This window comes from Acinetobacter vivianii, assembly GCF_014635885.1.
Taxonomy (GTDB): Bacteria; Pseudomonadota; Gammaproteobacteria; order Pseudomonadales; family Moraxellaceae; genus Acinetobacter; species Acinetobacter vivianii.
Map to the genome: position 1 here is coordinate 1 of NZ_BMDR01000011.1, position 23884 is coordinate 23884.

Annotated in this window: 17 protein-coding genes and 1 pseudogene; 11 read left to right on the top strand and 7 right to left on the bottom strand. The window is 41.9% G+C overall.

The window, feature by feature from the left end:
• The 4 genes and pseudogenes from IEV36_RS16850 to IEV36_RS16865 form a co-directional block, all read left to right on the top strand.
• The coding region (locus IEV36_RS16850) for a YadA-like family protein (RefSeq protein ID WP_188393555.1) at window positions 1-5356 on the top strand (5356 nt) is incomplete at its 5' end.
• Window positions 5357-5428: 72 nt separating this feature from the next.
• Window positions 5429-5821, top strand: a pseudogene (locus IEV36_RS16855) (outer membrane protein assembly factor BamE); the annotation flags it as partial.
• A 296-nt stretch (window positions 5822-6117) separates the two neighbouring features.
• A complete protein-coding gene (locus tag IEV36_RS16860) occupies window positions 6118-6843 on the top strand; it encodes a helix-turn-helix domain-containing protein (RefSeq protein ID WP_004774577.1) in 726 nt (241 codons plus the stop codon).
• 20 nt (window positions 6844-6863) lie between these two features.
• Entirely contained in the window at window positions 6864-7757 is an 894-nt protein-coding gene (locus IEV36_RS16865; protein WP_005255172.1) for a LysR family transcriptional regulator, read from the top strand.
• A gap of 180 nt (window positions 7758-7937) precedes the next feature.
• Here the strand turns inward: IEV36_RS16865 and IEV36_RS16870 are convergent, their stop codons facing one another.
• From IEV36_RS16870 to IEV36_RS16885, 4 genes are all read right to left on the bottom strand, one after another.
• Window positions 7938-8324: a carboxymuconolactone decarboxylase family protein gene (locus IEV36_RS16870; protein WP_005255170.1), complete on the bottom strand. Its 387-nt coding sequence runs from the start codon at window positions 8322-8324 to the stop codon at window positions 7938-7940.
• A gap of 266 nt (window positions 8325-8590) precedes the next feature.
• Window positions 8591-9082 carry a flavin reductase gene (locus tag IEV36_RS16875; protein WP_005255168.1) on the bottom strand — a complete coding sequence of 164 codons (492 nt, stop codon included), beginning with the start codon at window positions 9080-9082 and terminating at the stop codon, window positions 8591-8593.
• 86 nt (window positions 9083-9168) lie between these two features.
• Entirely contained in the window at window positions 9169-10197 is a 1029-nt protein-coding gene (locus IEV36_RS16880) for a methionine synthase (RefSeq protein ID WP_005255165.1), read from the bottom strand.
• A gap of 36 nt (window positions 10198-10233) precedes the next feature.
• Window positions 10234-11202 carry a DUF1852 domain-containing protein gene (locus IEV36_RS16885; protein WP_005255163.1) on the bottom strand — a complete coding sequence of 323 codons (969 nt, stop codon included), beginning with the start codon at window positions 11200-11202 and terminating at the stop codon, window positions 10234-10236.
• A 407-nt stretch (window positions 11203-11609) separates the two neighbouring features.
• Here IEV36_RS16885 and IEV36_RS16890 point away from each other — a divergent pair, with 407 nt between their 5' ends.
• Window positions 11610-13019, top strand: coding sequence for a methylenetetrahydrofolate reductase C-terminal domain-containing protein (locus tag IEV36_RS16890; RefSeq protein ID WP_005255161.1), 1410 nt, complete (start codon window positions 11610-11612; stop codon window positions 13017-13019).
• Between the two features lie 16 nt (window positions 13020-13035).
• Here IEV36_RS16890 and IEV36_RS16895 read toward each other — a convergent pair whose 3' ends face one another.
• Together IEV36_RS16895 and IEV36_RS16900 are read right to left on the bottom strand one after the other, a co-directional pair.
• On the bottom strand, window positions 13036-13728 hold the full coding sequence (locus IEV36_RS16895; protein WP_005255159.1) for an alpha/beta fold hydrolase: 693 nt from the start codon (window positions 13726-13728) through the stop codon (window positions 13036-13038).
• Between the two features lie 122 nt (window positions 13729-13850).
• Complete coding sequence (locus tag IEV36_RS16900) at window positions 13851-14084, bottom strand: hypothetical protein (RefSeq protein ID WP_005255156.1); 234 nt, start codon at window positions 14082-14084, stop codon at window positions 13851-13853.
• Window positions 14085-14357: 273 nt separating this feature from the next.
• Between IEV36_RS16900 and IEV36_RS16905 the strand changes: the two genes are divergently transcribed.
• From IEV36_RS16905 to acnA, 5 genes are all read left to right on the top strand, one after another.
• Window positions 14358-15947, top strand: a complete 1590-nt coding sequence (locus IEV36_RS16905; protein WP_005255155.1) for a peptide chain release factor 3 — start codon at window positions 14358-14360, stop codon at window positions 15945-15947.
• 69 nt (window positions 15948-16016) lie between these two features.
• The gene (locus IEV36_RS16910; protein WP_171067960.1) at window positions 16017-16841 is read left to right on the top strand and encodes a hypothetical protein; all 825 of its coding nucleotides are present in this window, start codon (window positions 16017-16019) and stop codon (window positions 16839-16841) included.
• A 119-nt stretch (window positions 16842-16960) separates the two neighbouring features.
• Window positions 16961-17869: an RsiV family protein gene (locus IEV36_RS16915; RefSeq protein WP_005255152.1), complete on the top strand. Its 909-nt coding sequence runs from the start codon at window positions 16961-16963 to the stop codon at window positions 17867-17869.
• 6 nt (window positions 17870-17875) lie between these two features.
• Window positions 17876-18694, top strand: coding sequence for a TatD family hydrolase (locus IEV36_RS16920; protein WP_005255151.1), 819 nt, complete (start codon window positions 17876-17878; stop codon window positions 18692-18694).
• Window positions 18695-18807: 113 nt separating this feature from the next.
• On the top strand, window positions 18808-21564 hold the full coding sequence (gene acnA, locus IEV36_RS16925; protein ID WP_005255150.1) for an aconitate hydratase AcnA: 2757 nt from the start codon (window positions 18808-18810) through the stop codon (window positions 21562-21564).
• 48 nt (window positions 21565-21612) lie between these two features.
• Here acnA and IEV36_RS16930 read toward each other — a convergent pair whose 3' ends face one another.
• A complete protein-coding gene (locus tag IEV36_RS16930; RefSeq protein WP_005255147.1) occupies window positions 21613-22374 on the bottom strand; it encodes a DUF4261 domain-containing protein in 762 nt (253 codons plus the stop codon).
• A 275-nt stretch (window positions 22375-22649) separates the two neighbouring features.
• Here IEV36_RS16930 and IEV36_RS16935 point away from each other — a divergent pair, with 275 nt between their 5' ends.
• Entirely contained in the window at window positions 22650-23843 is a 1194-nt protein-coding gene (locus IEV36_RS16935; protein WP_032863721.1) for an MFS transporter, read from the top strand.
• The last annotated feature ends 41 nt before the right edge of the window (window positions 23844-23884 follow it).

The window sequence follows — 23884 nt, forward strand, 5'->3', positions numbered from 1 at the left end:
TGACATTGGCACAGCAGATGGCGAAGAAAATCTACAGGTTGCGAAAGAAGGCAATGACATCAAGTACAGCCTGAACCGTGACCTAAAAGTGGATAGCGTGACTGCTGGCGATACGGTCATCAATAACGAAGGACTAACCATTGCGGGTGGTCCAAGTGTCACTAAGTCTGGTATCGATGCAGGCGGTAATAAAATTACCAATGTTGCAGAAGGAACTGAAGGCACAGATGCGGTTAATAAAGACCAGTTAGACCAAGTTGTCGCAGATAATGATGCTCGTAATAGTAAGTTAGGTGAAAGTACTGCGAATGCATTAGGTGGCGGCTCAACTTATGATCCAGAAACTGGCGCTATTTCAAATCCGAATTACAGCGTAAATGGCAATGATGTCAACAATGTAGGTGATGCCATTGCTGAACTGGATAAAGGTTGGACCTTACAGACCAATGGTGAAAATGCAGCAGCAGTCAAAGCTGGCGATACCGTTGATATTGGTACAGTCGACGGTGAAGAAAATCTACAAGTCGCGAAAGATGGTAATGACATTAAATACAGCCTGAACCGTGACTTGAAAGTGGATAGTGTGACTGCTGGCGATACTGTCATTAACAATGAAGGACTGACCATTGTAGGTGGTCCAAGTATCACCAAAGATGGCATTGATGCAGCTGGCAATAAAATTACCAATGTTGCGGCAGGAACAGAGGGCACAGATGCGGTTAATAAAGATCAGCTTGATCAGGTAGTCGCTGGTAATGATAACCGTACCAGTAAATTGGGCGAAAGTACGGCCAGCGGTTTAGGCGGAGGTTCAACCTATGATCCAGTTACTGGCGCCATTTCGAGTCCGACCTATACGGTGAATGGTAGTGATGTCAATAATGTGGGGGATGCGATCACCGCATTAGACAAAGGCTGGACATTACAAAGCAATGGTGAAAATGCTGGTGCAGTGAAAGCAGGAGATCCTGTTGACATTGGTACAGTAGATGGCGAAGAAAACTTACAAGTCGCGAAAGACGGTAATGATATTAAATACAGTCTGAACCGTGATTTGAAAGTAGATAGCGTCACTGCAGGCGATACCCGTCTGGATAATAGTGGTGTCGAGGTTAAAGATGCTGTTGGCAACTCAACCACAATGGTGGCTGGTGGAACCATTGTTAAAGATGCTCAAGGCAATAGCACGGCAACGACAGCTGCGGGTACGACTATCAAAGATGTTCAAGGCAATAGTACGATTCTGAATGGTACAGGTCTGGCATTTACAGATGCATCAGGTGCACCAGTTGGGCCAAGTGTGAGCCGTACAGGTATTGATGCGGGTGGTGAGAAAATTACCAATGTCGCTGAGGGCGAAGTCGCTGCCGACTCGAAAGAGGCGATCAACGGTAGTCAGTTACACGCGCAAGGCGAAGGTGTGAAAGACATTATCGGTGGTGACACTGCTTATGATCCAGAGACTGGTCGCTATACCAATCCAAACATTGGTGGCACAGGCAAAGATAACCTGAATGATGCCATCGGTGCGGTTGGCGAAGCTGCAACCAAGGCGAAAACTACAGTGACTGAAGGTGACAACATGGTTGTCACTGAATCAACCAATGCCGATGGCAGTACCAACTATGAAGTTGCAACTGCACGTGATGTGAACTTTGACTCGGTGCAAGTTGGTGACGTGAACATTGATGGTGCGACAGGTAAAATCAGTGGTGTGACTGCGGGTACGGTGAGTGCCGATTCAACTGAAGCGATCAACGGCAGTCAGCTCCATGCCCAAGGCGAAGGTGTGAAGAACATCATTGGTGGTGACACTGCCTATGATCCAGAAACTGGTCGCTATACCAATCCAAACATTGGTGGTACGGGCAAGGACAACCTGAATGATGCCATTGGCGCTGTTGGCGAAGCTGCAACCAAGGCAAAAACTACGGTGACTGAAGGTGACAATATTGTTGTGACTGAATCAACTAATGCTGATGGTAGTACCAACTATGAGGTTGCAACAGCACGTGATGTGAACTTTGACTCGGTGCAAGTTGGTGACGTGAACATTGATAGTGCAACAGGTAAAATCAGTGGTGTGACTGCGGGTACGGTGAGTTCAGATTCAACTGAAGCGATTAACGGTAGTCAGTTATACGCTCAAGGCGAAGGCGTGAAGAACATTATCGGTGGTGACACTGCCTATGATCCAGAAACTGGTCGTTATACCAACCCGAATATCGGTGGCACGGGCAAAGACAATCTGAATGATGCGATTGGTGCTGTTGGCGAAGCTGCGAAAGCTGCCAAAACCACAGTGACTGAAGGCGATAACATCGTTGTCAGCGAAACGAAGAATGCTGATGGCAGTACCAATTATGAAGTTGCGACTGCACGCGATGTGAACTTTGATTCGGTGAAAGTCGGTGGCGTGAGCATTGATGGCACAACAGGCAAAATCAGTGGTGTTGCAGCAGGTGATGTGAATCCTGATTCAACGGATGCCATCAATGGTAGCCAATTGGCAGGTACAGCACAAAGCGTATCAGATGCCTTGGGTGGTGGTTCAACTGTCAATCCAGACGGTACAGTTAGTGCGCCAAATTACAATGTGAATGGTAATAACGTCAATAATGTCGGTGATGCATTAGCTGAGCTGGATAAAGGTTGGACATTGCAAACCAATGGTGCCAATGCAGGTGCTGTGAAAGCGGGCGATACCGTTGATATCGGTACAGCAGATGGCGAAGAAAACTTACAGGTCAGCAAAGAAGGCAATGACATCAAGTACAGCCTGAACCGTGATCTGAAAGTAGACAGCGTCACTGCTGGTGATACGGTCATCAACAACGAAGGACTAACCATTGCGGGTGGTCCTAGTGTTACTCGGTCTGGTATTGATGCGGGTAATAACAAAATTACCAATGTTGCCGAAGGCACAGATGGTACAGATGCCGTTAATAAAGGTCAATTAGATCAAGTTGCTCAAGCATCTGATGATAAGTTGAATCATTTAGGTGAAAGCACAGCTGATGGTTTAGGGGGAGGTGCAACCTTCGATCCAAGAACTGGTGCAATTTCAAATCCGACTTATACCGTGAATGGCACTGATGTGAACAATGTCGGCGATGCGATTACCGCATTAGACAAAGGCTGGACACTACAAAGCAATGGTGAAAATGCAGCTGCGGTGAAAGCGGGTGACACCGTTGATATCGGTACAGCAGATGGCGAGGAAAACCTACAGGTCAGCAAAGAAGGCAATGACATCAAGTACAGCCTGAACCGTGACCTGAAAGTGGACAGCGTGACTGCGGGCGATACCGTCATCAACACAGATGGATTGACCATTGCAGGTGGTCCAAGCGTGACCAAAGAGGGCATTGATGCAGGCGGTAAAAAACTCACCAATGTTGCCCCAGGTACGGTGAGCCCAGACTCAACCGATGCCATCAACGGCAGCCAGCTTCATGCTCAAGGCGAAGGTGTGAAAAACATCATTGGTGGTAACACCACCTATGATCCGAACACCGGCAAATACACCAATCCAAATCTTGGTGGTACAGGCAAAGACAACATCAATGATGCCATTGGCGCAGTGGGCGATGCAGCGAAAGCGGCGAAAACCACAGTGACCGAAGGTGACAACATCGTTGTCAGCGAAACCAAAAATGCCGATGGCAGCACCAACTATGAAGTTGCTACTGCCAAAGACGTGAAGTTCGACAGCGTGACCTCAACCGATGACGAAGGCAACGAAACCGTACTCACTGCCAAAGGCACCCAAGTCAAAGATGGCGAAGGTAATGAAGCAGAATACGGAGCGAAAGGCATCACCCTGCAAGACAAAGACGGTAATGGTACTGTTCTGAACCAAGGTGGCCTCAGCTTCGTTGATCCAATGGGCAACAACATCGGACCAAGCATTACCGCAGGCGGCATTAATGCAGGCAATACCGTAATTGGTGGCGTCGCAGCAGGACGAGTTGCCGCGGATTCCCAAGACGCGATTAACGGTAGTCAGCTCAGAGGCGTATCGGACAGCGTTGCAAACTCAATTGGTGGCAATACCACAGTCAATGATGACGGTACGATCAACACCAGCAATGTGGGTAACACAGGCAAAGACAACGTCCATGATGCGATTGACTCAGTCCGCGATGCAGCAGAAAAAGCCAAATCAACGGTGAGTGAAGGCAAAAACATTGTGGTGAAAGAAAGCAAGAATGCGGATGGCAGTACGGACTACGAAGTATCAACCTCACCAGATATGGAAGTGGACAGTGTGACTGCTGGCGATACCCGAGTAGATGGAGATGGCTTACACATCGAAGGTGGCCCAAGTGTGACCAAAGACGGCATCGATGCAGGTGACAAGAAAATCACAGGTGTTGAAGACGGAACGATTGCAGAAGGCTCGAAAGATGCCATCAACGGCGGTCAGGTCAAAGACATCACGGATAGCGTTCGCGATGCGATTGGAGGCAACACCACCGTCAATGAAGACGGCACGATCAACACCAAAGATGTCGGTGGAACAGGTCATGACAACATCAACGATGCAATCGCTTCTGTTAAGAACGAGGCCAAAGGTGCGAAATCAACGGTGAGCAAAGGTGATGATAACGTCAAGGTGACAGCACGTAAGAACGATGATGGCAGCACAGACTACGAAGTTGGTTTAGAAGACAAGATCAAGGTGAAAGAAGTTGAAGCTGATCAAGTCAATGCTGGACAGGTTAATGTCAAAGGAGACAACGGTTCAACGACGATCACAGGAGACGGTGTGAGCGTTACAGGTCCGAACGGAGAAAAAGGCCCGAGCATGACAACCGATGGCATTAATGCTGGCGGTAAGAAAGTGAAAGGTGTTGCAGACGGACGGATTGAGAAAGGCTCACAAGAAGCGATCAATGGTGGCCAGTTACATCAATCCTATGAAGATGTTGGTGCTGCGTTGGGAGGTGGAGCAGGTTATGACCCAGAGAAAGGCTGGAAAGGACCGAGCTACAACGTTGCAGGTGGCAGTTATAACAATGTTGGTGATGCGTTGGGTGCGATTGATGACCGTGTGACGAACTTGAGTGATCAAATGCAACAGGCTTTCTACGATACCAACCAACGTATTGATGATGTTAAAAAGCATGCCAATGCTGGTATTGCGGCAGCAATGGCGTTGGAAGCAGCACCTTATCTTGCGGGTAAATATACCTATGCAGTGGGCGCGGCTTATCACGGTGGAGAAAATGCAGTTGGTGTCACGCTGCGTAAGACAGCCGATAATGGACGTTGGTCTCTTTCAGGTGGTGTTGCAGCCGCATCGCAAGGTGATCCAAGTTTCCGTGTTGGCTTAAGTGGTTCATTTGATTAATCCTAAATTTATCTATGAAGGAGAGCCGTCAGGTTCTCCTTTCTTCCCAACAATAAAGAAGTGAGAACAGATATGAATAAGATTCAAACTTTAATGATGATTGCACTTGCGGGCATTGCATTTAATAGTCAGGCAAATACGGAAGCTCAAGCAGGATTAGAACAATCTCAGGAAATCACTTTCCCAGAAATAAACAAGAGTTATCTGAAACAGGTAAAACGTTATGAATATAACGACGTTGCCCGTTTAGATGTCGGACTGAATAAGGATCAGCTTCGCCATCTGCTTGGAAATCCGCATTTTAATGAAGGATTGTTTGCTGTTAAAACATGGAATTACGTGCTGGATATTCGTGTACCGAATACACAGGATTATAAACGGTGTGAATTACGTATTGATTTTAATAAAGAATATATTGCTGAACGTCTATCTTGGAAAGAAGATGGGTGTCAGGGATTGATAAGTTAGAATTTTTAATTCAGTTGAATACATTGCTTATGGTTTATTGAAACAAGACAGGCCAATAAGATTGCGCTTTTATATCAATAAGCCATAAGTGTTGAGGATTTATTTTAATAAGAATCTGAATTATATAAATTAAATATATTTATCATCGTTTTGTTCTACATGAAAGTGAATGTACAGTTCATTATATTTTTATTTAATTTTCCTAAAATGTTTGTTCTGTTGTTCTAAACTGTTTAAGATCGATTTTAAAAGTCTGTTACGCTTTAGTAAGAGATGAAAATGAGATAAATAATATGTTTCATACTTTTTCACATAGTGAAAAAAATATAAAGCTGCATATTATTGAAATTGGAAATAAAGAGCTAAAACATGCAGTTATCTTTTTTCTGTTAGAGGTAGAGACCTTTTTTTCTATAATTAATAAATTATCTTTAGATTATTTTAGAGTGGTATTGATCTATCGATGTGATGTATTAAGTCGGGAGTTTTTACTTAAGGAATTTGAAAAAAGCATTAAATATTTACTTGATCATCTCAATATGGAAAGTACGCATTGTATTCTAGAGTCAGGTCTTGATGATATTTATAAAACTTCATTGTGCTCAAGGCAGATATTTGATTTTACTACGGTTTGTAAAACCTTTGATGAGTTCAGTATCGAGGATTTTTTTAGATTATATCCACGAGGACACAAAGACTCTGTTGGTTTTATTGAAAAGGTAAATGAACAAATCAATGAGACATTGTCAGAAGGAGAGCCTTATCTTTTCAAAGTTGCAAAAAAAATGAGATTAACACCACGAGTGTTATCTAAAAAAATAATCACTGAAGGCGAGGAATTTAAAGCGCTCGTCAAACAAAAAAGATATGAAAAAGCATTAATTTTACTGCAAGATAAAGATGTGAGCCTATCTGATATCGCGTATACGTTAGGTTACACAGAGCACAGCGCATTTACACGTGCTTTTAGGGGTTGGACAGGGTGCTCACCTGGCCAATTTAGAAAGTATTTCAGGTAACTATTGTGAGGTGTATAAATTTGGATATTAGGGATCTAAAAGCTTTTATATACGTTGTTGATAATCAATCAATAACGATTGCTTCAGAGAAGTTAGGCGTGAAGCAATCAACAGTCACCAAGCGCATTTATAATGTTGAAGGAAAAGTAAAAGGTGCGCTACTAAATAGAAAAACGCGCCCCCTGCAGTTGACACGGTTAGGGGAAAAAGTTTACTTCAAAGGATGCTTTATCTTAAAGCAATTAGAATTACTCAAAAGTTTTCACTATGAAAACAATGAAATTTTTGAAAAAGTAGTAAAGATTGGAATACCACAAACACTGATTGATGATTTATTGGATACCGTTATCTATGAATCGAAACAGGTGACTCATCTTTCTGAAATTGATATTTCGAGTGGTTGGGGACGTAGTCTGGTTCAACAAATTCACGAGGGTGAAATTGATCTGGCTGCATTGATGATTCCATCAAACCTCGAGCTTCCGGAAAATATAAATTTCTCAAAGATTGGAACACTTCCTTTTGTGATTGTGGGTAAAAAAGGAGAAGCTTATAAATATAATAGTTTGGAAAAATGTAGTAAAAAAGGTTGGATTTTACATCCAGAAGGATGTTGCTTCAGAGAAAGTTTGGCTAAAGTTTTATACGATAAGCAGTTAGGATTTTATATCAACAAAGAAATCTTTGGCGTTGAATTTCAATTACAAAGTATTTTGAAAGGTGAAGGCTTAGGTGTCTTTCCTAAACCTTTTTTCGATAAATTCTCATTAGAAAATAGTGATTTAGAAGTTATTGAGTTAGATGATTTTTCTCTACATTTAAATGTTGGTGTCGTGATCTCTCAGTATATAGGCATTGATCAAGCCGATTCTTTTATTAAAATCATTAAAAAACATTATTTTAATGATAATTAAGTAAACGGTATAAAAGTATACCTAAGAGACTGATTACGTTATCCATCGCTAAAACAAGCCATTATTCTGGAATAGCATCATCTTTTAAAGTTTACACAACATATTTAAAAAGCCCTTAATGTATAAGGGCTTTTTTAGAAAATAAATTTATATTTTATTGAAAAGATAATAAAAAACTCCTTATAGATCATTTTGATATTCATTAATCACTTCAAGTGCTGCTCTAAAGGCTTCCTGAGTTGCAGGTGCGCCGCAATATGGCAGGCTATGTAATAAGACTTCCTGAATTTCCTCTACACTGGCGCCATTGTTTAAAGCTCCACGAATATGTCCTTTGAGTTCAGTTGGACTTTTCAGTGCGGTTAAGAAAGCGATTGTCACTAGAGAGCGATATTTACGTGGTAATACACCTTCGCGTTGCCAAGTTGATCCCCAAGCATGTTCATTAATCCAGTCTTGTAACGGTTGTGTGAAAGGCACGGTATTGTCTTGTGCACGCTTTACAAATGATTCGCCCATAACTTCAGTACGAACTTTTAATCCATTTTCAAAATCTTGTTGTGACATATTTTTTACTCTTTTAAGAATGCAACAGAAGAGATGATGTTTCGAAACCTACTTCATCCTAACTGAATCAGGCAATAAGCTAAAGTCATCGCGTTTGACTGGCGGTTCTCAAGTTGGATGATAGATATTCTGCAAAGAAGATGATGAGCCATTGAAGATCAGCAGGGGTGCACTTGTGGATAAATGAAGACATATCCACATTAGGTGGAGTGCTAAACAGAAGATTTTAATTTAAGGCGGAAATAGGATTGATACAAAAGCTGAAGTTAAGCGATTTCCGTCAGCCCCACTTGATGATAAGCACGATTAAAATAAACCAGACTTTGATCATGATGGCTTTTCTTAATCGCCACAATACGACAAATAAAGATGGTATGGGTTCCGACTTCTTGAATCTGCTCGATTTCACAATCAAAATTGACCAGCGCATCTTCTAAGACTGGTGCACCTGTTTCTAATTCTGTCCAGATACCATGTTTGAATCTTTCTTCTGGGCTTAATCGGGATGAAAACGCTTTAGAAATATGTTCATGCTGAGCGCTTAACACATTTACGGTGAGGTTTTTATTTTCCACAAAATGTGTATGGGAACTCGATGCTTTATTCATGCAGACCAATAATGTCGGAGGCGTGTCGGTAACGCTACACACAGCAGAGGCCGTGAATCCATAACGACCAGACAGGCCAGCCGTGGTAATGACATTGACGGCACTGGTTAACAAAGACATTGCATTTCTAAAGTCTGTCGCTTCAATCATCACTTTATTCCCAAATTGAACCTGATCTTTTGAGGAGGTTAAGGGCTAGTTTATGTAACCCTTAACCCTCAAGAGATTGGTAAATATTAAGCTGATAGCTCTTTTCGAACGATTTCTGCACCAGTGCTTAAGGCATGCAGTTTACCTGTCGCGACGCGACGTGATAAAGGCGCCATACCACAGTTGGTTGACGGGTAAAGCTTGTCGGCATCAACAAACTGAAGTGCTTTACGGAGCGTATTGGCAACTTCTTCAGGTGTTTCAATCTGATTGGTTGCAACATCAATCGCACCGACCATTACTTTTTTGCCGCGAATTAGTTCAATCAGATCCATTGGCACACGCGAGTTCTGACACTCGAGTGAGATGATATCGATTTTAGATTGTTGTAACTTCGGAAAGGCTTCTTCGTATTGGCGCCATTCTGAACCGAGTGTTTTTTTCCAGTCGGTATTGGCTTTGATGCCGTAACCGTAGCAAATGTGTACGGCCGTTTCACATTTCAGCCCTTCCAGTGCACGCTCTAGAGTCGCTACACCCCAGTCATTTACTTCATCAAAGAATACATTAAATGCAGGCTCATCAAATTGAATAATATCGACGCCAGCAGCTTCTAGTTCTCTTGCTTCCTGATTCAGGATTTTGGCAAATTCCCAAGCCAGTTTTTCACGGCTTTTATAGTGACCATCATAAAGTGTATCAATCATGGTCATTGGGCCAGGCAGTGCCCATTTGATTGGTTGATTGGTTTGCTGGCGTAAAAACTTGGCATCTTCAACAAATACTGGTTTTTGGCGAGATACGGCACCGACGACCGAAGGCACGCTTGCATCATAGCGGTTACGGATTCGGACCGTTTCGCGTTTTTCAAAGTCGACCCCATCAAGATGTTCAATGAAGGTGGTGACAAAGTGTTGGCGGGTTTGCTCGCCATCGCTGACAATATCAATCCCTGCATGGCGTTGTTCTTGTAAGGACAGACGCAATGCATCCTGTTTGCCTTCAATTAATTGCTCATCTTGCAACTTCCAAGGTGACCAAAGTTTTTCTGGCTCTGCCAGCCAAGAAGGTTTCGGTAAGCTGCCAGCAGTTGAAGTTGGTAATAATATTTTCATAATCAATAATCTTGTTTATCTAGGTGAATAAAGTAATTAGTTTGCAGCCCATTGCTGAAGAATCGTTTGATAAGGCTTGATGAACTGTTCTTCAGTAAATTTGCCTTGTTTAATCGCCAACTGGCTGCGTTCTTCCCGGTCATAAACAATACGTGTTAATGAATAGTCCTGATGCTTTAAGCTTGGCTGGTAGGTTTTTCCTGCTGCCGAATTCGCGTTATAGATTTCTGGACGATAGATTTTCTGGAAAGTTTCCATCGTGCTAATGGTGCCGATCAGTTCAAGATCAGTGTAATCATCAAGTAGATCCCCGCGATGATAAAACGCTAACGGTGCAACGCTATTTGGCGGCATGAAATAGCGAACCTTCAAGCCCATTTTCTCGAAATATTGATCCGTTAAAGAATATTCATCTTGTTGATATTCAACCCCCAAGACCGGATGCTGATTTGCAGTTTGATGATAAGTCTTACTGCTCGAAACACTCAGGCAAATTACAGGAGATTTCTGGAAATTACTGCTATACGTTTTTGAGTCCAAGAATGATTTAAAGATTTTCCCATGTAGCTCGCCATAGTTTTCTGGAAGGCTAAATTTCGGTTTATCTTTATTATGTTCTAGCAGTAATACGCTAAAATCATAATCACGGACATATGAAGAAAAATTGTTTCCTACAATGCCATCAATGCGTTGATTGTTTTTATGATCAACAATATTTGTTTTCAGGATTTCAATGGTAGGGAAGGTTTCACCTTTGCCTTCAACATCAATATCAACTGAAATAATTTCAAGCTCAACAGAATAACGGTCTGCTGTCGGGTTATCCCAATGCGCCAGACTATTAAAACGATTGTTAATCATCTTTAAGGTATTGCGCAGATTCTCTTGACGACTTTCACCTCTCGCCAGATTGGCAAAGTTGGTGGTGATACGCGTATTGTCTGAGGGCTGATAGTTTTCATCGAAACTAATGCGCTTAATCGTAAATGTAAACTCTTTGCTCATGATGATCTGATACCCTAATTTCTGAGATAAAACCTTATTTCTGTGTTGCCCTTTCTGGATGTTCCAATTTTTTGGATCTTCCCAGTCAATCGGATTTCAGTCTGTTCTGATGTTTGCCGAAGCAGTTCCATCAGAATCAACCCTCAGATTGTCTCGTATGAAGAGCATGAGCTAATTTATACTTGAAACATGACATGAATAAAAATGATTTTGTTTCAATGGAAAGTGAGTAAAATTCATGTTTGTGTGTTTCATTAAGCGTAGCGGGCATTTCACGACGATAGCGTGCCTATAATTTGAAGCCACTGAACCTGAAATTATTCTGAGGTTTACTTTCAAAGCGTATCACTTATAATTTCAGGCCAGCAGTATTTGCCTGACTTCTTCCTTTTTAAATCTCTTTCATTATGTCTTTATTTTCTCAGTGTTTAGAGCAGAAACGATTCTGTATTCTGGTGGAATATCTTTGCTCTAAGCGTGATACCTTGGCTGTAACAAAAAGTCTGGCTGGCTTTCCGGCAATGATGACTTTGGCCGATCGCGTGCACAGTGACGAAGATCCAGCGCCATTAGAATTGGCACAAAGATATTCTTCTGAAATTGAAAAACTTCTACATTTTTCAGGTAAAGGGCGGGATATTAAAGAATTTGAACACTTTCTCGATCAGGCAGAGCAGCAGAGATATCACAATCTTCTTTTATTAACTGGAGATAAGCTGAAGAACCATAATTTTGGGCGGGAAATTCCTGCACAACGCTCTCGTTATTTAGAGTCTGTGAGTGCTGTGATGGCAGCTAAACAACGGAATGTGTTTAATATTGGAGTGGCTTTTAATCCATTTAAATATACTGAGGCTGAGCAGGATGCCCAATATCTAAAATTGCATAAAAAGATAAAAGCGGGTGCGGATTTTCTCATTACTCAGCTTGGATTTGATCTGGATTGTCTTCAGCACAGCCAATCCTTTATCTCTCAGAATTATAAACAATTTCCTTTAATTGCCTGCGTGATGCCACTAACCTTAAAACGCGCGCAATTTATGGTGAAAAATCAGATCGCTGGACTGGTGATTGCTCCACATATTGTGGATGTTCTTGAGCGTGAGTATGCGGCGGATCCTGTTCAGGCGGAAGCAAATGTCTACGCGCGTTGTGCATTGCAGATCCTGATCTGTAAACATCTCGGTTATGTTGGTGTGCATTTATCGGCTTGTCATAAGCCACAAGAGCAACAGAAACTGGAGCGGTTTTTAAATCAATTTGAAAATTGGTCTTTAGCGGCTTGTGAAAAAGCATGGAAAGACCTGTGGAAAATGGATTCAGGCCTTGAGCTTAAACCTGAGCTGTCCACTTTTTCAAAACCTGTTTCCCAGATTCAAATTCTTAAATATAAGAAAATGCATTTAATGCACCACATTTTTTTTGCTTCTCACGCTGCCTTAGGCGTTGGACGTTTTATTTTTAAAGCTAATTTCTGGAATAAACCGCGACCGCAGCATCTTTTATTGAAAATGGAACATTGGAGCAAACAACAGTTGGTGGGTTGCGAAAGCTGTGGTCACTGCCGACTGGATGATACGCTTTATATCTGCCCTGAAACCTGCCCCAAAGGTCTTGCCAATGGTCCATGTGGCGGCACAACCCTAGATCGATGTGAATTTGGGGATCGTGAATGTATCCATTCAGTCAAAGCCCGATTGGCAAAAAGCATAGATCAAACCGAGGTTTTAAGAAGCAAATTGATCCCAGCGATTTCAATTGAAACCCGCTATACCAGTTCATGGAAAAACTGGTTTAGAAATTCAGACCTCAATTGATTGGAGTCATTCGTACTTATTGGTTGATCCATTCTGAAATGATCTGAGCCAATTGTTCAGGCTGTTCAAGGGGGATCATATGTCCAGAATTTTCGATTACTGCTAATTTTGAATCACGAATTTTATGAGTAAGCTCCAGTGCTTCTTCTTTTGAGCGGAGTTGATCTTGGGCAGCGGAGATAATAAGTGTTGGGCAGCTTATTTTATTAATATCTCCACATTTTCTATTTAATAGAGATTGCCTTACGAAAGCCTCATAACCAAGGTTGATCCCCATTTTTTGAATGCGTTTAATGAGCAGCTTATTTTGTGCATCCGATGGATGGAGGGTTTTGGCGATAGAAATTGAACTCAAACCATGAAATTTTTCTTTGGTGCTGAGTCGAATCGCGGTGAGCTTTTGTTGTTTTTGTTCTTCTGTGTCAGGTCGTAAAGATGAGGCAATAAGAATTAAGCTAGAAACTTTCTCTGGAAATTGTTCAGTTAAAGATCGGGCAATATAACCGCCTAATGAAAACCCGACGAGTATAAATTCCTTAGGCGCATCTTTTGCAATGTTCTGAGCAATTTCAGCAATTGTCTCACCCTGTAATAAATTGGCTCTCCTGATATTCCATGTTTCTGGGAGCAGTGGAATAAGTTCATCCCAAAGTGATTCGTCTAACATAAAGCCGGGAATGAGCACAATGGATATGCTTTTTTGATTCATTGGATTGAGAGGTCTTACTCATTTTATTCAGTATTACCTAAATCAATAGAGTGGGCAAATTGGAGAATGTTAGCTCAGGATTGGGTTGATTAGATGCTCCGCTTGGAGCGGTAGGTATCGGGTTACTCGAGTTCCAGTTGATGATCGTCTTTGGTCACTTTAATTTTTAGTTTTTTATACTTACGTTTATTGGGATCAAGGGCTGAGTTTGTGATTTCATTTGCAAAACTTTGATCTTGCATCAGCTCTGTATAGGCTTTATAGCCAAGTAGGATTTGAGTCGGTTGAGAGCCATTTCTTATAAAATAATGGTCAATCATCGCATTTAGCTCAGCTAAAAGTACTGATTTACTCACTCTTATGTCCTTAACGATTTTTAGGCAAAGGGAGTATATGGCTAAAAAATTCTGCTGAATATAAAGTGAGCTTTTGATGATGAGATTGTCATAAAAGGTTAATAAATAAGGTGGATTTTAACTGTGATGTGGATAACTCAAGATCTACCAACAATCAATCAATATCTTCTCTAAATCTGCTACAATTGCGCCAATTTTGAATTACCACTTTTTCAGTTCAAGTACATATTTATAAATGTGTACATAACTGTGTACATATTGAAGATTTTCCCTATGTTTAAAGAGCAATTAGCTAAAGAAGTCGCAAGTCGCAGGACTTTTGCGATCATTTCCCACCCCGATGCTGGTAAGACCACCATGACAGAAAAACTGTTGTTATGGGGTAAGGCAATTCAGGTTGCTGGGATGGTAAAAAGCCGTAAGTCTGACCGTTCTGCCACATCTGACTGGATGGAAATGGAAAAAGAGCGTGGCATCTCGATTACCACGTCAGTGATGCAGTTTCCTTATAAAAAGCACACGATCAACTTGCTGGATACGCCGGGACATGAAGACTTCTCGGAAGATACATACCGTACCTTAACGGCGGTTGACTCTGCATTGATGGTGATCGACGGTGCAAAAGGTGTCGAAGAACGTACCATTAAATTGATGGAAGTGTGTCGTATGCGCGACACGCCAATCATTTCATTCGTGAACAAAATGGACCGTGAAATCCGTGAGCCATTAGAGTTACTGGATGAAATTGAAAATGTTCTAAACATCCGTTGTGTACCAATCACATGGCCTTTGGGTATGGGACGTGACTTTGCAGGTGTATATAACCTGCTTGAAGACAAGCTTTATGTCTATAAGGCTGGTTTTGGTTCAACCATTACCGATATCGATGTTCGTGATGGTTATGATCATCCAGATATCCGTGAAAAAGTGGGTGAGTTGGCATGGGCTTCTTTTGAAGAATCTCTTGAGCTGGTTCAAATGGCCAATGAACCACTAGATCGTGAATTATTCTTACAAGGCAAGCAAACGCCTGTGCTTTTTGGTACCGCATTGGGTAACTTCGCGGTTGACCATGTTTTGGATACCTTTATTAACTGGGCACCAGAACCTAAAGCGCATCCAACCCAAGAACGTGTAGTTGAAGCGAAAGAAGAAGGTTTCACAGGCTTTGTCTTTAAGATTCAGGCCAATATGGACCCGAAACACCGTGACCGTATTGCCTTCATGCGTATTTGCTCAGGTAAATATGAAAAAGGCTTGAAAATGAATCATGTACGTATCGGTAAAGACGTGCGTATTAGTGATGCATTGACCTTCCTTGCGGGTGAGCGTGAGCATCTGGAAGAAGCTTGGCCTGGTGATATCATTGGTTTGCACAACCACGGTACGATTCAGATTGGTGATACCTTTACCAGCGGTGAAAACTTACACTTTACCGGTATTCCACACTTCGCACCTGAAATGTTCCGCCGTGTACGTTTGAAAGATCCTTTGAAATCGAAGCAATTGCAAAAAGGTTTGAAAGAGTTATCTGAAGAAGGTGCAACACAGGTGTTTATGCCACAAATTAGTAATGACCTGATTGTTGGTGCAGTCGGTGTGTTACAGTTTGATGTGGTCGCATATCGCTTAAAAGAAGAATATAAAGTGGACTGTATTTATGAGCCTGTGAGTGTTCATACGGTACGCTGGATTCACTGTGATGATGACAAAATCCTGAATGAGTTTAAGAAAAAGGCGCATGATCAGCTTTCTGTTGATGGTGGCGGTCACTTAACTTATTTGGCGCCAAGCCGTGTAAACTTGCAGTTGATGCAAGAACGTTGGCCTGATATCCAGTTCCGTAACACACGAGAACACTAAATTGCATAAAAACAGCTTCTAATTAGAGGCTGTTTTTAATTGAACGATCTAAAAATAAAGGATGATGAGATGAATGCTTTAAAACCACTTTTTGCTGTCAGTGTCTTGATTGGAATGATGGCTTTAACCGCATGTGATCATCCAGATAAAAATAAAGCTGATACCGCCGAAAGAAAACAGGCTACGGCACCTGTCGAAAAAGCAGAAGTCCTGCCTTACTTAAATATGAAAGAGGCCAAGGCAGACTATGCTTTGCCATTTTGTGAAAAGAAAAACTGTATTGATGTCGATATCCAGACGGTAAAGACTCAGGATGAATGGCTAAATGCATGGATTGCAAAAAATCAGTCCAAAGTGATCCAGCAACAGATTGAACTGGATAAAAATCTGACCTTGCAACAAGCCATTAATGCCTATGTGAAAAAGTCAGATGAGTGGCAGGACAAGTATTCAAAAAATAAGGCCTATGAACTGCATCTGAATACCCGAATCGCTTCACAGCGCAATCAATATGTACTGTTACAAGTTGGAGTTAATGCCCAGCAAGAAGATATGGCAGTGAAAGATCGCTTCTATTTCTTTGTTGCTGATCGTAAGCTACAAAAGAGTCTCAGCGTACTGGATGTGATCCAGAAAGACCAGCAAAATGCATTAAACGAAATTGTTCAGGCGCATTATCAACAATGGATTGCAAAACAATCTGCAGAAGTAAAAAAACAGGTACCGAAAAAACTGTATTGGGGGCAAGCAGACTGGTTCTTTGACGGGGAAGGCATTGGCTTACATTATCGTGCCAATGAAATCAGTAAAGATGCCCCACAACTGGATATTTATTTAACCACTGAACAGACTCAAAAAATGCTGCAAGCTGAAATTTATCAACGCATGTTTTGATTCCGTTTAGAACAGCTTTTTTGAGTTTCGTATAGAAATTGCATGTGCTTCTAGCAGTTTTGCACTAACTTCGATAGCATTTAAAAATCTTGTGTAATAACAATGCTTATAGGTCTCAGATGAAAACATTTTATAAATATAGTGTTCTTGCATGTGCTGTTTTGCTTGCAGCATGCCAGCCGAAATCAGAGCCAAAAGAATCACAGGATAAGCCGCAAAATCCACCTGCGGTACAGCAACAGGCTGAACCTGTTTTACAAGGGGAAACGGTTAAGATTCAGGTGAAATTACCTGAATGCAAAGGCAATACCTGCCCAGACTTTACTGTTGAACGCTTGCAAAGTAATTTCCCATTTATCGATCAATTACTGGATCAACAAATTCTTAACCAGCTTGGTCGGATGCTAGAGGTAGTTGATGCAGATACACCTGCGGCTTCAACACCCAAAAACACTGAATCTAAATCAGATCTGGACAGTCAGGCGCAGTTATATGCAGATTCATTTGTCAAAATTGATGAAGAGCTGAAAGCCTTAAGTAGTAGCCATCAAATCAGCTTAATGATCAAGCCGAAGATCCTACAGCCGAAAGGTAAGCTAGCAACAGTGGTGCTCAATAGCAGCAGTTATTTAGGCGGAGCGCATGGCGCAACCTCACAACGTTATTACAACTTTGATTTGGCAAATCAGAAACAGGTTCAGTTGCATGATCTGTTATTGCCAAAACAAAAAGCGACTTTAGAGAAGCTGGCACATGAAGCATTTAAAACATGGATTGTGGATTCAAAGCTAGCTACTGATCCTAAAGAATATGAGCAGGCTTGGCCATTTCAGCTGACAGATAATTTCTTATTGGGCGAACAGGGCTTGATCCTGCAATATGGTGAATATGACATTGGCCCTTATGTGGTGGGTTTACCGCGTTTGGTGATTCCATTTAGTGAATTACAAGGAGTATTAAAACCTGAATATTTACCAAAAGTGGACGCGCCAGCTGCATCTACACCTGTCGCAAATGAGAAAAAGTAAGCCCTAATGCAACTGTTCGATACCCATACCCATTTTGATGTTGCCGATTTCGATCATGATCGGCAACATCTGGCTGAGCAGGCCAAGCGGGTTGGGGTCGATGCATTGGTATTAATCGGATTTCTACAATCAAGATTTAATGACCTGATCCAGACGCATCAGCAATTACAAAGCTGGGAGAATGTGCCGCAGTCTTATCTTGCGCCTGGATTACATCCATTTTATATCGAACAACATCAGCCAGAACATTTACAAGATTTAGAACAGATTTTGCAGCAGCATGATTGTGTGGCGGTGGGTGAAATTGGTCTGGATACTTTTTTAAAAGAACATAAACAGCCAGAATTATTTAGCAAACAACAGCATTATTTTATTGAGCAATTGCAACTCGCCAAGCAATATCAGAAACCGGTGTTATTACATATCCGTAAAGCGCATGCTGATACGATTGCAATTTTAAAAACTCAAAAATTCAAATTGGGTGGGATTGCGCATGCCTTCAGCGGCGGTGTTGAAGAAGCCAAAGCCATGATCAAGCTGGGTTTTAAAATCGGCATCACAGGGCAAATTACCAATCCAAATGCCAAAAAACTACATCAGGTGGTTCATGCCATTGGTTCGGAACATCTGGTCATTGAAACCGATTGTCCAGATATGACGCCGTTGTGCTGCCAGACTTCAACTGAACATCGAACCCGCAATACACCTGTTAATTTACCTTATGTTTTAGACAGTCTGGCGCAAATACTTGAGCGACCTCAAGCACAACTTGCCCAGCAACTTTGGCAAAACTCATGTGCCGCCTTACATCTCGGATCACAATAATAATCCCGTTAAAAATAAGGTAACTAAAAGGGAACACATCCTTTTTCAAACAGGGGTACATTAAAGAAAGAACTTCATAATAAACAATCAGCCAATACTGGGAGGGTAACCTTATGGCCAGATATAGCAAAATCAATAGTTTCAATGCATTACAAACACTAACAGTCGGTTCGAAATCCTATCAAATTTTTAACCTCACCCGAGCCGCGCAGACACTGGGTAACATTGACCGTTTACCCAAATCACTCAAGGTTTTGCTAGAAAATTTACTGCGCTTTGAAGATGGAAAAAGTGTAAAAGTTGAGCATATTCAGGCGCTGGTAGACTGGCAGAAAAGCAAACGCTCCGATCAGGAAATTCAATATCGTCCTGCCCGTGTATTGATGCAGGATTTCACTGGTGTTCCCGCCGTCGTTGATCTGGCTGCCATGCGTGCAGCAATGGCGCAAGCAGGAGGGGATCCGAACCGTATTAACCCACTTTCGCCAGTGGATCTGGTCATTGACCATTCGGTGATGGTGGATTATTTCGCCAATGATCAGGCCTTTGCCGAGAACGTTGAAATTGAAATGCAGCGTAATGGTGAGCGCTATCAATTCCTGCGTTGGGGACAGTCTGCATTTAATAACTTTAGTGTTGTTCCCCCAGGTACAGGGATTTGCCATCAGGTCAATCTGGAGTATCTGGCGCAAGCGGTGTGGCTGGGAGAAGATGAAGGGCAAAACTTTGCTTTTCCAGATACTTTGGTCGGCACAGACTCACATACCACCATGATTAATGGATTGGGTGTACTTGGTTGGGGTGTGGGTGGGATTGAAGCTGAAGCGGCAATGCTGGGACAGCCTGTATCGATGTTGATTCCAGAAGTGATTGGTTTCAAATTGACGGGTAAATTGAATGAAGGCATTACTGCAACCGATCTGGTATTGACCATTACCCAGATGCTACGTCAAAAAGGTGTAGTGGGTAAATTTGTTGAATTCTATGGCGATGGTCTGGCTGATTTACCGTTGGCAGACCGTGCCACGATTGCCAATATGGCACCAGAGTATGGTGCGACCTGTGGTTTCTTCCCAATCGATGAAGTCACACTCGGTTATTTAGCTCTGACAGGCCGCCAGCAAGAACGTATTGATTTGGTGGAAGCATATAGTAAAGCTCAGGGGCTGTGGCGTAATGCAGGCGATGAGCCTGTTTTTACCGACACTTTGAGTCTGGATATGGGCACGGTGCAAGCCAGTCTGGCAGGGCCGAAACGTCCCCAAGATCGGGTGTTGTTGTCTGATGTACCAAAAACCTTTAATGCCTTAATGGAGCTGAACCTGAAACCTGCCAAAGAAGCCAAAGAGCGTTTGGAAAATGAAGGTGGTGGCGGTACGGCAGTAGAGGCCAAGAAAGCCAATCTTGCGCATGAAGAACCATCTTGTACCATTGATGGAAAATCTTATCCTTTAAACGATGGTGATGTCGTCATTTCTGCGATCACCTCTTGTACCAATACCTCAAACCCAAGTGTGATGCTGGCTGCGGGTCTACTGGCTAAAAAAGCGATTGAAAAAGGCTTGCAGCGTAAACCTTGGGTCAAAAGCTCACTTGCGCCGGGCTCTAAAGTGGTGACGGATTATCTGGCAGCAGCAGGTTTAACGCCTTATCTGGATCAATTGGGCTATAACTTAGTGGGATATGGGTGTACAACCTGTATCGGCAACTCGGGGCCGCTACCTGAACCGATTGAAGCAGCTATTCAATGTCATGACTTAAATGTGGCATCGGTACTTTCAGGAAACCGTAACTTTGAAGGACGTGTGCATCCATTGGTGAAAACCAACTGGTTAGCATCACCACCATTAGTCGTTGCTTATGGCCTAACAGGCAATATCCGTACCGATTTAACCACGCAACCAATTGGACAAGGCAAAGATGGGAAAGATGTTTATCTAAAAGATATTTGGCCGAGTCAGTCTGAAATTGATGCCGTATTACAGAAAGTGAATACCGACATGTTCCATAAGGAATATGCCGCGGTTTTTGACGGAGATGCGACATGGCAAGCGATCCAGATTCCAGAGAGCCAGACTTACGCTTGGCAAAACAACTCAACCTATATCCGCCATCCTCCATTTTTTGAGGAAATTAACCAGCCACCGAAAGCCATCCGCAATATTGAACAGGCGAATATTCTGGCTGTGCTGGGAGATTCGGTTACAACGGACCATATCTCACCTGCGGGTAATATCAAGAAAGATAGTCCTGCTGGACGTTATTTACAGGATCAGGGCGTTGAGCCGAAAGACTTTAACTCTTATGGATCGCGACGTGGTAACCATGAAGTGATGATGCGCGGTACCTTTGCCAATATCCGGATTAAAAATGAGATGCTCGGGGGTGAAGAGGGCGGTAATACGCTTTATATCCCAACAGGCGAAAAGATGGCGATTTATGATGCCGCCATGCGTTATCAGCAGCAGCAAACACCATTGATCATTATTGCCGGTAAGGAATATGGTACAGGTTCTTCACGGGACTGGGCTGCCAAAGGAACCAACTTACTTGGCGTTAAAGCCGTTATCGCAGAAAGTTTTGAACGAATCCACCGCTCGAATCTGGTGGGAATGGGCGTGTTGCCATTGCAATTTGTAGATGGACAAACTCGTCAATCCTTGAACTTAACTGGGCATGAAGTCATTTCTATTCATGGCTTGTCCGATGATATCCAACCGCATCAGACACTCGATGTTGAAGTGGTTCGGGAAGATGGCAGTCAGGCCAAATTTAAAGTGCTCTGTCGAATAGACACCTTGAATGAGGTAGAATACTTTAAGGCAGGCGGTATCTTACATTATGTATTACGCAATTTGATTGCTGCTTAGTTTGATAAGGCCCTGTAAATTTACAGGGCTTTTTTTTCACATCAAAATTTAGCTAAATCTGAATAACTTCTTCAAGCTAAAGTTCTGCTTCAATGACCAAACACCCCATCGATTAAAATACAGTGATTCCTTCTCGAAGAAATCACTCGATTCTTTTCTGTGAAGTTTTAATACTTCAGCGCCTTCTTCTACAGAAAAAGTTTGTTTCTCTAAAAGTGTTGGGTTTTCTATAAGGAGATAGAGTAAAAACTGATTCAAAATATATGAGGCATGTTCTACTTTTAAATCTATACATCCATCAGATTTCCCAAATTGATGCATGCCACAAGAATAAAGGGAGTCCTGATCATAAACAGTTGCAATAAATGCCTTATATAAATCAAATAGATTCTCTGCATCGAACTTTAGCCAATCAGATCGAGGATGAGTCATTCCAGATGTTTCAATTTTAATGGCTAAGCCACCCGCTTTGAGTAGAGCCTGACCCAATAATAAAGCTTGTTGTGCTAACGCTATTGATCCAGCTTCGCAAATCACATAAATGACCATATGATGTTGTTCGATTTCTTGTAATTCTCGCTCTGAAAAACGATTCATACTCTGTTGCCTAAATACCTGACTGACGTTAGGATCATTTTTATATTCTTCAATTTCAGCAAAATAATCACTGGTTAAAGATTTAATAATTACGCCTGCGTAAATATATCCTGTGTCATGAGTAAGGAGAGCATGTAATAAGTCTTGATGATTTTTCCAGATACCAGGAATACATAGGATAATATTTTGTTGATCTTGTTTATTCATAATCATATTTTCGAATGAATTATTTTTTTAATCATACAATAATACTTGCTAGTTTCTTTTTTATTTACGATGCAATGGATTCTAATAACTTGAGTTAGGTTGTTGGGCTAGTTACTTTTTTAATAAAATCTCTTTTGTATTAAGTTCTTATACCAAGATATAGCTAGGAGAGGATTAATCTCTAAAATAAGAGTTAAAAAATGAAAGGTTAATTTCCTTATTTTTTTGTTTAAATTTTAGTGGTTCAGAGTTAAGGTGTTTTTAATTAATCATTAAGGATGATGGCTTTGAATCAGCTGCCACGATATGTTTATTATTTATTGGTTGCACAAGCATTTAATTTAATTGCAGCAGTATTATCGGTAACGGTTTCCGCAATTGTGGGGTTAAAACTTGCACCCACGCAGGCCTTGGCGACAGTGCCCTATGGTTTACAGTTTTTAGCGATATTAATGACCACCTTTATCTTTTCATTTTTAATGAAAAAGCTAGGGCGATATCTGGTGTTCCAGTTGGGATGCATTTGTCTGTTTCTGGCAGGTGTGTTTGGTTATCTTGCCTTACAGACTGAACAGTTTTATTTATTGTGTCTCAGTCACTTTTCACTCGGTTTATTCATTTCTACAGCTAACTTTTACCGCTTTGCTGCTTCGGATCGTCTGGCATCGGATTTAATCCCGAAAGCGACGGCGATGGTCATTTCTGGTGGTGTTGTTGCTGCTGTGATTGCACCGATGTTAGCGATTCAGTTTCAACAGGTACAAGGCTTACCTGATTTTACTGCGATCTATTTAATTTTCAGTGTACTGGCTGTGTTGTTATCGCCAATTTTGTATTTATGGAATCAGAAATTTAAATTACAGCAGGCACAGCACGTTGTGGCAGATACCATACAGCGTGCTAAATTGCCAATTAATCTGATTGTCGCGGCTGTGATCAGTGGGGCATTTGCCTATTATGTGATGAATGTCATGATGATTATGTCCTCCTTGCATTTAAAGGAGCATCATTCATTTCATTACGCTTCGATCTCTATCCAGCTCCATGTCTTGGCCATGTTTATTCCTTCTTTCTTTGTGTCTAAGCTGATTCAACGTTGGGGAACGCATCGTACGATTTATGCGGGTTTTATTTTACTGATGCTATCCTCTTTGATTCCAATGCTTGGACAAGAGGGGCTTTATATTAATGCGGCCCTGATTGTGTTGGGTGTGGGCTGGAACTTTGCATATTCTGGTGCCTCTACCTTACTGGCTGGATTAAATGAACAGCAAAAGCATCGTGTACAAGGTATGAATGAAACAATCATTGCCTTATGCGCAACTTTAGGTGCTTTCCTGCCAGCACCGATTTTGACTCAGTTGGGCTGGGTGAATGCCAATCTACTGGCGCTATTGTTGAGTGCTGCTATTTTTGTAGTTTTGCTGATGTTAAGCCGACGCCACCAATTCACGGGCAAAGTCTCATCTTCCTAACCCAAACAGCGTGAAACACGTTAAAATAGTGCTTTGCTGAA

What these genes read in the sequence shown, in the direction of transcription:
- IEV36_RS16895 (WP_005255159.1), bottom strand. Translation starts at nt 13,728, where the DNA reads ATGAATCAAAAAAGCATATCCATTGTGCTCATTCCCGGCTTTATGTTA.
- IEV36_RS16915 (WP_005255152.1), top strand. Translation starts at nt 16,961, where the DNA reads ATGAAAACATTTTATAAATATAGTGTTCTTGCATGTGCTGTTTTGCTT.
- IEV36_RS16905 (WP_005255155.1), top strand. Translation starts at nt 14,358, where the DNA reads ATGTTTAAAGAGCAATTAGCTAAAGAAGTCGCAAGTCGCAGGACTTTT.
- IEV36_RS16880 (WP_005255165.1), bottom strand. Translation starts at nt 10,197, where the DNA reads ATGAAAATATTATTACCAACTTCAACTGCTGGCAGCTTACCGAAACCT.
- acnA (WP_005255150.1), top strand. Translation starts at nt 18,808, where the DNA reads ATGGCCAGATATAGCAAAATCAATAGTTTCAATGCATTACAAACACTA.
- IEV36_RS16875 (WP_005255168.1), bottom strand. Translation starts at nt 9,082, where the DNA reads ATGATTGAAGCGACAGACTTTAGAAATGCAATGTCTTTGTTAACCAGT.
- IEV36_RS16860 (WP_004774577.1), top strand. Translation starts at nt 6,118, where the DNA reads ATGTTTCATACTTTTTCACATAGTGAAAAAAATATAAAGCTGCATATT.
- IEV36_RS16920 (WP_005255151.1), top strand. Translation starts at nt 17,876, where the DNA reads ATGCAACTGTTCGATACCCATACCCATTTTGATGTTGCCGATTTCGAT.
- IEV36_RS16885 (WP_005255163.1), bottom strand. Translation starts at nt 11,202, where the DNA reads ATGAGCAAAGAGTTTACATTTACGATTAAGCGCATTAGTTTCGATGAA.
- IEV36_RS16870 (WP_005255170.1), bottom strand. Translation starts at nt 8,324, where the DNA reads ATGTCACAACAAGATTTTGAAAATGGATTAAAAGTTCGTACTGAAGTT.
- IEV36_RS16935 (WP_032863721.1), top strand. Translation starts at nt 22,650, where the DNA reads ATGGCTTTGAATCAGCTGCCACGATATGTTTATTATTTATTGGTTGCA.
- IEV36_RS16890 (WP_005255161.1), top strand. Translation starts at nt 11,610, where the DNA reads ATGTCTTTATTTTCTCAGTGTTTAGAGCAGAAACGATTCTGTATTCTG.
- IEV36_RS16930 (WP_005255147.1), bottom strand. Translation starts at nt 22,374, where the DNA reads ATGATTATGAATAAACAAGATCAACAAAATATTATCCTATGTATTCCT.
- IEV36_RS16910 (WP_171067960.1), top strand. Translation starts at nt 16,017, where the DNA reads ATGAATGCTTTAAAACCACTTTTTGCTGTCAGTGTCTTGATTGGAATG.